The organism is Pseudomonas sp. UBA4194 (assembly GCF_002379585.1).
Classification (GTDB): Bacteria; Pseudomonadota; Gammaproteobacteria; order Pseudomonadales; family Pseudomonadaceae; genus Aquipseudomonas.
Genome location: NZ_DFUE01000010.1, coordinates 143,851 through 156,647, shown reverse-complemented (window position 1 = coordinate 156,647; position 12,797 = coordinate 143,851). Strand labels below are relative to the sequence as shown.

General features: G+C 50.8%; 13 protein-coding genes. 10 read left to right on the top strand and 3 right to left on the bottom strand.

Annotated elements, in window-relative coordinates; all coding sequences use genetic code 11:
- The first annotated feature begins 32 nt into the window (after positions 1 to 32).
- The 9 genes from B3397_RS02255 to B3397_RS02215 all read left to right on the top strand — a co-directional run bounded on the left by B3397_RS02255 (position 33) and on the right by B3397_RS02215 (position 7,486).
- Entirely contained in the window at positions 33 to 713 is a 681-nt protein-coding gene (locus B3397_RS02255) for a colicin immunity domain-containing protein (RefSeq protein ID WP_296246866.1), read from the top strand.
- A 705-nt stretch (positions 714 to 1,418) separates the two neighbouring features.
- The gene (locus tag B3397_RS02250) at positions 1,419 to 1,631 is read left to right on the top strand and encodes a hypothetical protein (protein ID WP_296246864.1); all 213 of its coding nucleotides are present in this window, start codon (positions 1,419 to 1,421) and stop codon (positions 1,629 to 1,631) included.
- A 190-nt stretch (positions 1,632 to 1,821) separates the two neighbouring features.
- Positions 1,822 to 2,334: a hypothetical protein gene (locus B3397_RS02245; protein ID WP_296246862.1), complete on the top strand. Its 513-nt coding sequence runs from the start codon at positions 1,822 to 1,824 to the stop codon at positions 2,332 to 2,334.
- 600 nt (positions 2,335 to 2,934) lie between these two features.
- The gene (locus B3397_RS02240) at positions 2,935 to 3,474 is read left to right on the top strand and encodes a DUF2247 family protein (RefSeq protein ID WP_296246860.1); all 540 of its coding nucleotides are present in this window, start codon (positions 2,935 to 2,937) and stop codon (positions 3,472 to 3,474) included.
- 377 nt (positions 3,475 to 3,851) lie between these two features.
- Positions 3,852 to 4,733: a hypothetical protein gene (locus B3397_RS02235; RefSeq protein ID WP_296246858.1), complete on the top strand. Its 882-nt coding sequence runs from the start codon at positions 3,852 to 3,854 to the stop codon at positions 4,731 to 4,733.
- Positions 4,734 to 5,000: 267 nt separating this feature from the next.
- Entirely contained in the window at positions 5,001 to 5,243 is a 243-nt protein-coding gene (locus B3397_RS02230; RefSeq protein WP_296246856.1) for a hypothetical protein, read from the top strand.
- Positions 5,240 to 5,638, top strand: coding sequence for a hypothetical protein (locus tag B3397_RS02225; protein WP_296246855.1), 399 nt, complete (start codon positions 5,240 to 5,242; stop codon positions 5,636 to 5,638). Before B3397_RS02230 ends, B3397_RS02225 begins: the two co-directional genes overlap by 4 nt.
- A gap of 46 nt (positions 5,639 to 5,684) precedes the next feature.
- Positions 5,685 to 5,981 (top strand): hypothetical protein, encoded by a 297-nt coding sequence (locus B3397_RS02220; RefSeq protein ID WP_296246852.1) that lies wholly within the window; start codon positions 5,685 to 5,687, stop codon positions 5,979 to 5,981.
- A 1,076-nt stretch (positions 5,982 to 7,057) separates the two neighbouring features.
- The gene (locus B3397_RS02215) at positions 7,058 to 7,486 is read left to right on the top strand and encodes a hypothetical protein (RefSeq protein ID WP_296246851.1); all 429 of its coding nucleotides are present in this window, start codon (positions 7,058 to 7,060) and stop codon (positions 7,484 to 7,486) included.
- Here B3397_RS02215 and B3397_RS02210 read toward each other — a convergent pair.
- The 3 genes from B3397_RS02210 to desA form a co-directional block, all read right to left on the bottom strand.
- Entirely contained in the window at positions 7,477 to 8,025 is a 549-nt protein-coding gene (locus B3397_RS02210) for an RNA 2'-phosphotransferase (RefSeq protein WP_296246849.1), read from the bottom strand. The two genes, B3397_RS02215 and B3397_RS02210, sit on opposite strands and share 10 nt — an antisense overlap.
- 363 nt (positions 8,026 to 8,388) lie before the next feature.
- Complete coding sequence (locus B3397_RS02205; protein WP_296246959.1) at positions 8,389 to 9,378, bottom strand: GGDEF domain-containing protein; 990 nt, start codon at positions 9,376 to 9,378, stop codon at positions 8,389 to 8,391.
- A 161-nt stretch (positions 9,379 to 9,539) separates the two neighbouring features.
- Positions 9,540 to 10,724 carry a delta-9 fatty acid desaturase DesA gene (desA, locus tag B3397_RS02200; RefSeq protein WP_296246848.1) on the bottom strand — a complete coding sequence of 395 codons (1,185 nt, stop codon included), beginning with the start codon at positions 10,722 to 10,724 and terminating at the stop codon, positions 9,540 to 9,542.
- A 148-nt stretch (positions 10,725 to 10,872) separates the two neighbouring features.
- Between desA and dibA the strand changes: the two genes are divergently transcribed.
- Positions 10,873 to 12,765, top strand: coding sequence for a phosphodiesterase DibA (gene dibA / locus B3397_RS02195; protein WP_296246846.1), 1,893 nt, complete (start codon positions 10,873 to 10,875; stop codon positions 12,763 to 12,765).
- Positions 12,766 to 12,797: the final 32 nt, after the last annotated feature.

The following is a 12,797-nucleotide window of genomic DNA, read 5'->3' as shown; positions in this document are numbered from 1 at the left end:
ACCGGTTAGGGTTCAGCGACGCCCGCAAGGAGATGATTCGCGACGCTATTGCGGTTTCGGCTTCGATGGGGGTGTGGGGAAGGCGGGTAGGGGTGGTGCGGGTGGTGCAAAAGTTAATAGTGTTGCAGAGACGCTTAAATAGCGTTAGCCAGAAGCAGCTCGATAAAAAATTCATTCATGCTTCTAATTTTGGCGTGGTGACTACAGAGAAAAATACTGAAACACTTGCTCACTATGAGTTTGCAATCAAAACTTACATGGGTTCCGCTTCTACGACTCAGCAAGACACATACGGATGTGTAAAAGACTCCAAGGTGTTCTTTAATTCGACCACCAATAACGCTGTTGTGCTTGATCCGTATGGAGATTTTTTGACGGGCTTTAAGCTCAAGCCAGGAACTCAGCAGCTTGATAACTTTATTAAAAAATGGAGTTCTGTGATGAGTCTTACTATTTTGGAGTTTGCAAGATCGTATGTAGCCGGAAGGCTTACAGCCAAAATTTTTACTGAGGCTTATATTGAGATTTGGAAAATTGAGCGAGATAGGAATGTCCTTCAGCTCGATGAGCCTTCGTTGAGCGAGTGCTTGTCCAGTATTTATTGTGCTGCAGATATGTACGAGCCAGATGAATCCAGGGAAGAATATGAATTTGACGATGACATGCTTAGATCTAAAGTCGCGAGCTTGATGCGAAAAATAGTCGCTGATTAGTTGGTGCAGATAGTCTAAGTCCCCAGCGCGCAACACATCGTCGATGGTGGCCAATGCCCAGGCCAGAGCAGAGCAGCTCAAAGACCTTGCAGCGACAGATGTCGCCCCCAATGCTTAGCAGGTCTTTGCGCTTCTGCTGGCCGAGAACAATGAAGTTCAAAACGCCTTGGCACAGGTGACTGCGGGCGCCTAGATTGATTCGGTTGTGCAAGATCTGCAAAACCGGTTAGGGTTCAGCGACGCCCGCAAGGAGATGATTCGTGACACTATCGTGGTTTCGGCTTCGATGGGGGTTGTGGGGAGGCGGGTAGGGGTGGTGCAAAAGCTACTGCTACAACGGGAGAAGTTGTAGCTACTGAAGCCAAGTGCAAATGACCAAGCTGCATTGAGAGCGAAACTAGCAGGACTACGAAAAGCACAAGAGACAGCAGCGGTCACTAGAACACTGCCTGATGGCCGTATTCGTTACTACACACAAGAGGTTCCTGCAAGGAAAGAAGGACCTACTCGGGGTGCTTCTTTCGCCACGGAGTTTGATCCTTAAACGGGCAGTACGAGGCAATGGATGGAAAGCTATGACCATGCAGGAGAAGTAATCCGTGTCCACCCGAAAAGTATTAATGGGCAGCCGGTTGATGCTCAGCACTACCCTCCGACCGGGGCAGAGCTAAAGAGTTGGGGGCAGCAATGAGCATGGAAAACATAGTGGCTGACAGACTTGGAAGAGTAGTTGCTGATGGATTTGATATTTTTAAAATATCAAAAGAGGCACTTGATATTTACCAAGATCCAAAACTTTCTCTCACAAAAGATTTAGACATTGCGTTGTTGTCACTAATGGCAATGGTCGAAGGGCCAGAGTTTGAGATGACAGAAAAAGAATTCTATGACTTTTTATGTGATATTCGAAAGGTGTAGTTTTCAACTCACAACGGTGAGTACTACAAGCTTACTTATGCTGATGGGAGCAAAGTTAAGGTTGTTGATTCTGTGGCTTACAGACGACTTTTAGTAACGGGAGCCCTATTTATGATACTATCACAAAGTATTTAAACCCTCAGGGGCAAAGAGTGGTATTTAACTCCTCCACCAACACGCGGGTGCCAGAATGACGTCATCTAATGATTTTTCAATATCTTGGGTGGCACCAATCGTGCCATCCGTCTCTCTTTCAGGTATACCGCTCGATGTCAGCTCGGAAGTGCTGGAACGTGTGCTGCTTAAGTATTTTGTTGATGCGTCCAGTCTATTGTACAAGTTTGAAAATTCGCCGGACCTTCTATTGAGGACGCATGGTCTGGACGAGCTTGGTAATGGAGGCTACTCTTTTTCGCTATTTAATGATGCAATTATTAATGGTCTGCTAAAAGGAACTCCAGCTCTATCAATAATGGTTAGAGCGGGAAAGGTTTATGCTGTTAAGGTTTACGATTTTAGCTTTTCTGGGGAGTTTGCACGGGAGTTTGTTTATAAGGGGTGTTTGCCGGCTGGTATTGGCTTGGGTAGTCTGGTTTCGGATCTATTGCCATTTACATCTTTAGAGTTTGATAGTGCTGAGAGTGGTTCTATACCGATCAAAGCTATGGTGGACTTGAAGTTACCGGCTGGGGAGTTCCTCTAGAAGATCATCCTGATCAAGTAGTTACTGCTTTATGTGTGATATCAGGAGCGATTGCTTAAGTCTAAGTAAGCAGTACTCACCTAACACCGGCCCAGCGCCGGAAGATCACAGAGGGATATGGCGCCATAGACACTATTTATAATCCAGAAATAAAATTCCCGATGGAAATCCATAATGGATATTAAGTATGTTGAAGACAGTGCGTGATTCTTTTGGTCTATGACTATCGGCACTGTTCAGCGCTATTTGTTCATGGAATCCTGAGCTATCGTTCTCCCAGCGAAAAGATGTTTTTTTTCTGTGATCGAATATCTGCTTGCTACTGGAAAAATAAAATTCATTGCGCCTAATGCGGATTGCTATATTTTTTCGTATAATCCGCACCCCAGATTTTTTCGATTAGTGATGAAGAGTCTCACTGGGGTTGGATGCGAAGCAGATCGTGTGTTACTTGAAAGATAAGTGGCCGCTTTACCAAGCATCAGGTAGCTACAACGGTGTGTCGAGTAGGTTTGAATGGATTGTAGATCCGAAGTTGGGTGGTGTAACACATAGAATGTTTGTACCAAATGGAACTGTTAACGGTATACCAGTGAAACCATGATTCAAGCAGTCTTTGAACGAATTACCAGATATGGCTTGACCGATTGGGCCGTTTTGCTTCAAGGCGTCTGTGGTGTTCCTAGCCTTTTGGGGAGATTACCAACGTCTTGTGTGGAAGACTTTGCAAATGCTGAACTTGAAAGGGTTGCTGTGGATAATCCCTTGCTCGATGTGATTGTTGGTTTAGCTAACGATAGTGATCTGCCTTTATCTGAGCTATGCCCACAGTTGCAAAAAATGAGCGATTTTCAAAATGCAGAAATGCAACGAGCTAAGAGAATATGGCGAGCGGTTGCATTGGAAGAATTACTAGCAACCCTGGACTCGGACCCGCTCTATGGGTTGATAAAGTTGTCTGAGTTTTGGTCAAGCTGGGATTGGGCTGTTGATGCTCCACTGTCAATGATTCCTGGTGCGATGACTTTGCCGCAGCATCCATACCACTCTGAATCGAACTATGAACATGTTGTTCATGAGCATGAACAATGGTTAAAAGATGAGCTGGTTGCTTTGAGCTGTAGAAAAGCTCCAACTTGATCTGACACTTTCGATAACGGCATTGCGCCGGTGTTTTTGCAACCTATCTGCACCCATTATGTAGCCTTCTTGTACTCAAGCTGTATCCTTTTAGTAGTCCTTTTGTCTCCTTTTTGTCTACCAACCCGACGACCTATGGTCTACCTGCTCAATACGCCCTTTCAGCGTTCCAGTCTTGCGCTGCTAACCCTGACTCTTGTGCCAGCACATCGTCGATGGTGGCCAATACTCAGGCCAGAGCAGAGCAGTTCAAAGACCTGGCAGCGACAGCTGTCGCCCCCCAATGCTCAGCAGGTCTTTGCGCTTGTGCTGGCCGAGAACAATGAAGTTCAAAACGCCTTGGCACAGGTGACTGCGGGCGCCCAGATTGATTCGTTGTGCAAGATCTGCAGAACCGGTTAGGGTTCTGGGACGCCCGCAAGGAGATGATTCGCGACGCTATCGTGGTTTCGGCTTCGATGGGGGTTGTGGGGAAGGCGGGTAGGGGTGGTACGGGTGGTGGAAAAGCAACCCTGCCTGTGGTGACGGATCTTGAAAAGGTTTCATTTAATGCTGTTAACGGGGTCGAAACCATATACTCCCCGAAAGTGACGGTGAATGCCGGTGAGGTTATATTTGACGACTTCGCTGTAGGTACATCGAAAGGTTTTATAGGCTATGGTCCGGACGGGGCTTCCGAATTAGTAAGGCCGGTTAATAAAGCTCCTAGAATACATTCAGTCTCAAAAGGAGCCAAGACAGTTACCCTTAAAGGTTATTACGCATCAGAGGAAGGCGCAGCATTAGGGGGCGGGAAAGTGAGCGATAAATTCTCTTTTATTTTCCAGCTACCAGAGAAGGACTTAGAGACTTTTTTGAAGGGGCTAGTAGTGAGTCATCCAAGCTCAGTGAGCAAGCAGCTGAAAAGCCTCAATGTGTCCGGTTATGGAGGCTATATACCTCTCAGTAGTGACCCCGAACTGGGTCAGGGGGTATATGAAATTTATTTAGATGGCTGTGCCTTAAAAATTTTTGAAAAAGGCGCAGCTATAAAGTCTGATGAAAAAAATGTTAGTATTCTTTACTCTGATATATTAAAGTTTACAAGTCATCTATCTGCGGCGGTGTTTTCGAAAGCTTCGGCGAACCAGAATGTGCATATTTCGATGCCTTTGGAAATCCATCTTTCGGAGAGTGTTGTGGTCCTTGAGGTTCAGTTGCAGATTTATTCTAGGGTGTTAATTGTTTTAAATGATATGTGGCGAGGGGATAAAAAATAAAGAGGTAGCTGGTTTGGTGAAAAAGAAGTTGCAGGAGTTTCAAAGATCCCGAATGTGACAAGTTGTCATAACAGATGCAGAGGCTGGCACTAGCGGGTTACCAAAACTCGGCTCTTTGAAAGGAGAGCCTGAGCTCCCACCAAAAAATGCGTCTCCAGACATAGTTGATCAATAGAGCGTCAAAATGAGGCGTCTAAAAAACTTGCTCAAGCAGGGTTTGATGTGGAGCAGTCAGCGAACATGAGACCGAAAAGTGGGAACCCTGACATGCGAATTAATGGTGACTTGGCTGATGTATTCTCCCCTAGAACGAATAGACCTATTTCACTACTAATGACTCTCACTGAGAAGGTTGAAAAACAGGCTAGCAGTGATGTTATGAATTTGGCGGAATCTCCACTAACATTTGGCGAGATAGAGAAAGCATTACTATCTCGCCCTGTTGATGGGTTGAAAAAGCTTTTTTTGATGAAAAATAATGAGTTCAGGGTGATTAAGGCTTCAAAATGACTATTACCATGAGCCTTGAGGTTGAAGAAGGCACCTCATTTGATAAGGTTTCCTTAGCTCTATCAAAAATGGGAGCTGACTACTCAGTTGATGAAGAATATTTGACTGGGAATTTTAATTGTTCGAGCTGTTATTTTGTGTTTCGCTATATTGCCCCTCATGATGCTGTAGCCGCAGAGGGTGTAGAAGTTGGTTGGAAGGTCGGTGTGCGAGGTGCATTTCATTCGCCTATTAAGTCCCTCTCTGAGAGTTGGAATGATATTAAAATTTTTCTTACAGAGTTTTCTATTGGTACAAACCTAAGGTTTGTACTCTCTTTTCAATATGAGAGCGTGTATGCAATTCGAGATGAGTATGGTATCAAGTTTTTGAAGAGTATGGTCGATGATGTTTGAAGTTAGTTTCTTTCCTGCCTAGTGGCGCAAAATCGAAAGTTTAGAAATGGGCGAAACCAAGGCAATCAATGATGTCAGCATGACTCGTGTAGGAAGATGGATTTCTTCTGATGAGCTGGCGCAGATGCAAAATCCAGATAAAGTGGTACAAGGCGGTGGAGGACAAACCTTTATTTCGACTAATGGCATCTCTGACTTTAAAGGGGCTGCACCCAAAGGCTCTGTCTATGTACAGTTTGATGTTCCAGCTAACATCTTGCTGCAAGGCGGGAAAGATGGCTGGTTTAAAATGATTGGCCCTGATCCAGGTAAGTCCCAGCAGGAAACGGCTTGGTGGTTCTAGCTAATCCGGTATGGTGCCGATGTGTTTTCCGCTGGTCTCCAGACTATGCGATGGATTCAACAGGAAAGGGCTATCAGTCAACGGCGCTAAGAGATCTGAACAAGCAGACTTTGTGGAACAGAGTGATAGAAAATCCCTCTGCGGATCGTGATACTTTCGCGAAAATACGCTTGAGTACCAAGCACATGCTGATAAATTCGTAACAGCGTCGAAGCCTGCGGGCGTGCTTGAAAAGGCAAGACCCAATGGAGATATCGTGCGTTACAACCCTGGCACTGATGAATTTGGTGTCGTATCATGTGGGGGAAGTATTCGCACGTACTACAAGCCTGATCCAGCAGTGCATGGTAAGGGTTCAGACTTGGACTATTTTAATGCCCAATAGCAATCAAATATATGTATGTTCGGTATGTAGGTATCCTGATCTTGATGAGCCTGCGTATGACAGTTTTGGCTGTGCCTCGTACAATATTTGCCCATGCTGCGGGACAGAGTTTGGGTATGATGACTCGACAACAGCTCATTCCGATTTACGCGAAAAGTGGGTTTCTGAGGGGATGCAATGGTGGAGCAAGCATAAACTCAAACCTAATGGTTGGGATCCGGTCAGGCAACTAATAAACAATTAAATTCTCTATTTTTTGGTGCAGAAGGGGGACAGTGTCATGCTGCACGCGGCTGATGATATTTGGTACTCGCAGAATAGCGCCTCATTCAAAAAAACTGACCGAGTAACGGGTACGAATTGAAAATGTGAGCATTTGGTTCACAGCATGCGGACTAATGGTTGGAAACGTGATCCAGCTGACGTCGTTGAAATGCCTAATGGCAAGCTGACTAGCATGGCTGACACTCGACTTGCCGCAGCCAGAGACGCGGGGATTGACGTCGAAGCTAGCGTTCGTCGACTTGATGATCGATTGACTCCAGCACTTAAAAAGGATCGGGGATCGCAGAGCTTTAATACTTGGGGAGAGGCCATTGCTTATGGCATACACAAGCAGTCAGGAGGGTTTTCCTACTTTCAATCTTCACGGTTCAACTGAATCACCACGTATTTCTGGAGATGGCAAATAATGCCGGATTTTTTGTACGACCTTCCAATTTTACCTAGTGGTTTTAAATTCCCTGTTGATTATTTGGATTTGGTTTTAGCCGATGAGTGCTTAGATGTAGAACCCTGGCGATTCCTATCGAAAGACAAGGCGGCATGTCTTTTATATTATAGCTCTATGCTTTTGAAGTTTCCGGGGGCGGCTCTAGTTCCCTTTGCAATTATTCAAGATGAGTCAGGGCTGTATAATGATGGTTGGGTTGTTCTTGCGTGTTTTGATGGGGAGCGCAAGGAAGGCAGTCCATCTGTGCGGATTTATGATTATTCAAAGCCGAAGTTAAGTCCTTGGGATAATTTGGCCTACTCTGGTTTCGCTGAATGGTTTATTGCTGCTAAAGAAGAGTCTTCCCGCTATAAGGCTGAACGAATCGAAGATAAAGGCTACTCCTGATGTATGAAAACATTGGGGACATTGTCCGTTAGCCATACGTTGTTCTCAGCCTGAAAAAACTTGAAGCCCTGTTGGTGCATTCGCAGAGCTTCAATTTTTAGCACCTTAGGCTTTCCATATCGCTGTCCGACAGCTACAGCTGTGGCCATGTCTTGAGATAAATGCACATGATGGCGAGAACCTGCAATTAATCCTTGTTGCTCAATTGACTCTAGAAAGCGAGTAGCGGTTCCGTGGTACAGAAACTTAGGGGGCTCTTTCCTAATATGTTGGAGGTCCACACTTTCGGTTGAGTGCCCCTGCACAGCTCGAATGTATTTCGCATCATTAGAAATAGAAAAGCGCTTTTTATCGCTGGTGCTAACAATAGACATAATTAGCTCTCGATCTAAAATTCGCCCTTCCTTAGCTGCGCCTGCAATTAACGAATCAATTTCTGCCCAGCCTTCCGTATCCAACTGAAGTCCAATGGACTGCGGCTCATGTCGCAAAATATAACTTAGAAACTTGCTTTTTTCGTTCAGTTGCTTGTTATTCATCACTGTCCTGCATGCGTTTTTCGATTTTCCAGGATTTAGACGCGTCCTTTCACTTACTGCAAAACCTCCCCTCCTTCGCTGCTCGATTTGGTTTTGGCCCGGGCGATCAAGGCATCGAGCATCAGCGCAACAAATTTCTGTTTGCTCTTGGGCAGTTTATCAATGGCTTCCAATGACTGCTGCCATTTCGAAGCAGGTGCACGCTTACGCGCGGTGGATGGTGATGCTCATGGCTGTCGTCGACGCGATCCGTAATAGGACCGCCATTAACCTACTCCAGGTTTTACCATTGCTTGTTGTAGATACTACTAGTGCCAAGCGATAAGCACGGATGCAAGGTTGAATCTGGATGATCTGTAGCGATCAGGCCGGGACGATCTGGTTCTTGCCCTGGCGTTTGGCCTGGTACATCGCGGCGTCGGCGCGGGAGAACAGCGAGTCGAGGATGTCGTCCTGGGGTTGGATGCTGGTCAGGCCCTGGCTTACGGTCACGCCGTAGGTCTTGCCGTTGTTGCTGAAACTGAGCCGCTGAATTTCGCGCTGCAGGCGCTCGGCGATCTGCAGGGCCATGTCCGGTGCGCAACCGGGAAATACGGCGGCAAATTCTTCGCCGCCGATTCGCCCGAACAGGTCGCCACGGCGCAGTACGGCCTTGCCGGTCTCGGCGATGCGTTGCAGTACCTGGTCGCCTTCCTGGTGGCCGTAGGTGTCGTTGATGATCTTGAAGTCATCGATGTCCAGCAGCAGGAACGCCATGGGCGTACCGTTGAGCCGCGATTGCTCGAATTCGCGGTGGGCGCACTCGAAAAAGTGCCGACGGTTGCTGCTCTGGGTGAGCACGTCGGTGGTGGCGAGTCGCTGCAGCTCGCCCTCCAGGTGCTTCTTTTCGGTGATGTCCTCGGCGATACCTACCACGATGACCCGCTGACCGGCCTCCACCTGGTGGCTGACGAAGCACTTGTCGCTGAGCCAGCGAATCTGCCCGTCCGCACTGATGATGCGGTACTCGCGGTCCTCGATCGAGCCCTTGTCCAGTACCTCGGCAAAGCTGCGGTCGGCGTAGTCGAGGTCGTCGGGATAGATGCTGTCGCGCCATTCATTGTAATCGGCCAGCAACAAACCCGCGGAGCGCCCGAAGATGCGCTCGTACGCCGGGCTGACATAGATCATCTGCTGGGTTTCCCAGTCGAACGCCCAGAGTACGGCATTGACACTGACCAGCAGCGAGCTGAACAGGTGCTCGCGCTCCTTGAGGCGCGCCACTTCACCCTGCGCGTGCATCAAGGCGAGCAATGTTTCGGCGGCTTCGGGAAGTGGCTTCACGGGTGTGGACTGTGGTTTTTTATTGACCATCATCACGGCATCTCAAAGGCGTTGGGATTACTGCGAAGAAATGCGCGACGAGGCGCAGCCACGGCGGTATCCGCAGCGGTGGCGCTATGAGATTAGAGAGTTGAAATTTGTATCAAAGTTCCGACAGGGCGCGCCCGCCAGGGGACGCGCCGATGAACGGCTCAGGCTGCCACGGGACGCAACGAGTAGGTTTTCAACTGGGCGGCGAAGTCGCGCAGCGACTGGATACCGCTGGTTTCCGCTTCATGAACCCAGTCCTTGATTGCAGCGAGCATGTCGTGCCCGTTGGAGCTGGTTCGGGCCCAGATCTGTTGCAGTGCCAGGCGCTTTTCGTAGATCACTTTCAGCGCATGGCTATGTTCCAGCATCGCCTGGATGTGCAGTTGATGGCGTTCGTCCAGCAGGCTGGTTTCCCGTGACAACAGGCGCTTGGCGCGGCGGAACGAGTGCCGTACCGACTCGTCGACCTTGCTCAGCTCCTGCTGCACCAGCGGCGCAATCACCAATTTGCGGTACTGGGCCATGATCTGGAAGCGGTTGTTGAGGATCGCCATGGCCGTGTCCATGTCCAGATGGCCCTTGCCTTCCACGCGGTGGGCGATGGGCGCCACACGCTGGACCTTGGCCAGTCGCAGCCAGGTGAACAGCTTGATCCAGGCCCAGCCCATGTCGAATTCCCACTTCTTGACCGACAGCTTGGCCGAGTTGGGGTAGGTATGGTGGTTGTTGTGCAGCTCTTCACCGCCCACGATGATGCCCCATGGCACCAGGTTGGTGGCGGCGTCGCGGCACTCGAAATTGCGGTAGCCCACGGCATGGCCCAGGCCATTGATGACGCCGGCCGCCCAGAACGGAATCCACATCATCTGAACGGCCCAGACCGTCAGGCCCAGCGCGCCGAACAGCAACAGGTCGATGGCCAGCATCAATGCCACGCCGGTGAGGCGATAGCGCGAGTAGAGGTTGCGCTCGATCCAGTCTTCAGGGCAATTCTTGCCGTAGATGCGCAGGGTGTCGGGGTTCTCGGCTTCCTTGCGATACAGCTCGGCGCCGGTGCGCATGACCGTGCTCAGGCCTTTGATCACCGGGCTGTGCGGATCATCCTCGGTTTCGCATTTGGCGTGGTGCTTGCGGTGGATGGCTGTCCACTCGCGGGTGTTCTGGGCGGTGGTCAGCCACAGCCAGAAACGGAAGAAGTGCTTGAGCCCGGCATTGAGTTCGAGCGAGCGGTGAGCGGAATAACGATGCAGATATACCGTGACACTGACGATGGTCACGTGGGTCATCAACAGGGTGACTGCCAGCAGTTGCCAGACGGACAGATCAAGAAAACCGTTGTACCACATAGGCGGGAGGGCCCTCGGTTGGGTGGGTTACTGCGTGCAGCGCATTATCGACAAGCTATCAGAGAATACCAGTCGGGCTTTTAGATAAGAGTCGCTGAATGTTTCTACTCTATAATTGGCAAACATTTTATAGGGACTGGCTGACCGTATGTCCGTTTTATCCCGGGGTACAGCGCGTGTCGCTGTGGTTTACCTGCTGGTGTCCGCGCTGTGGTTCCCGCTTTCCGATCAAATACTGAACAGGCTTTTCGATGTTTCGCAAGCGTCGGTAACCTTGCCGATGGCAGGGGGTTACTTGTGGGCCTTGGCCACGGCCATTTTCATTGCCTGCTACCGGCCCCGTGATGAGGGCCAGGCGCCGCGCCGGGGGTTACGCAAGTCCGAGCGCGAGCGCCTGCGCATGGCGGCCGCCGTGTTCGACTGCACTGCCGACGGCGTGCTGGTGACCAATAAGTTCGGCCATATCGTCCACGTCAATCGGGCGTTCATGGATATTACCGGCTACGACGAAGCCGAAGTGCTGGGGCAGAACCCGAGCAAGTTCAAATCCGGTCGTCATTCACATGCGTTCTACGCACAGATGTTCGAAACCCTCGCCAGCTGTGGTCAGTGGAGTGGTGAGATCTGGAACAGGCGCAAGAGCGGAGACAGTTATCCACAGTGGCAAACCATTCGCGCCATCGAAGATGACCATGGCCACCTGAGCCACTATGTGGCTGTGTTTTCCGATGTCAGCGCCATCCAACGCTCCCAGCACGAACTGGCGCACCTAGCGCAGCATGACGCGCTGACCGGCTTGCCCAACAGGTTGTTGTTCAACGACCGCGCGGCTCACGCGTTGAGTACCGCCCAGGCCAGCGAGCGCGGGTGTGCGCTGCTGCTGGTGGATCTGGACCATTTCCAGGGCGTGAACGACAGTTTTGGCCATGGCGTCGGGGACCTGCTGCTCAAGGCCGTGGTCGAGCGCCTGCAAAACTCCCTAGATGCCAGCCTGACCCTGGCCCGGCTGGGTGGTGATGAGTTCGCCGTATTGATGGAAGGTGAGCTCAACGCCGCACAGGCCGCAAGCCTGGGACAGAAGCTGATCGATGCGCTGCGGACGGCTTTCGTGGTGGACGGGCATACGCTGTTCATCGGCGCCAGTATCGGCATCAGCCTGTTTCCTGGCGATGCCCTGACGGCCGAGCAGTTGTTGCGCAATGCCGATTCGGCGTTGTTCAAGGCCAAGTCCAGCGGTCGGGCCAACTATGCGTTCTATTCCGAAGAGCTTACCGCCCACGCCCAGCACCGGGTGGAGATCACTGCCGAGTTGCGTCGCGCCCTGGCTGACCAGCAGTTACGCGTGCACTACCAGCCGGTGCATGCCCTGGGCAGCGGTGCCAGGGTGGGTGTCGAGGCGTTGGTGCGTTGGCAGCATCCCGAGCGCGGTCTGGTGCCGCCAGGCGAGTTCATTCCGGTGGCCGAACACAGCGGCTTGATTGCCGAGATCGATGCCTGGGTGCTGGCCACGGCTTGTCGGCAGATGCGCCAGTGGCAGAGGCAAGGGCACCCGTTGGAGTTCATGGCGGTGAACATTTCCAGTCGCTGGTTCAGCCATCACGATCTCTACCAGCAGGTGGCTCAGGTGTTGGCCGACACTGGCCTGGCACCTGCTTTCCTTGAACTGGAAGTGACCGAAAGCGCGGTGATGGATGACCCTGATCGCGCCCTCGAGCAACTGCATCGTTTGCGTGAGCTGGGCTTGCAACTGGCGATCGATGACTTCGGCACGGGTTATTCCTCGTTGCTGCGCCTCAAGCGTTTGCCGGTGCACAAGCTCAAGATCGACCAGGGGTTCGTGGCGGGGCTGCCAGGGGATGAGGATGATGAGGCGATTACCACTGCAATCATTGCGCTGGCGTGCAGCATGGGCATGCAGGTGCATGCCGAAGGGATCGAGCAGCCGGAGCAGGCGGCGTTTCTGCTGGAACATGGTTGTGGATTGGGGCAGGGGTATTGGTTTGGGCGACCTGTGGCGGCTGACGTTTTGGTAGGGCGGTAGGTTGGTGGGGGGCATTCGCGGCTGTACGCCGC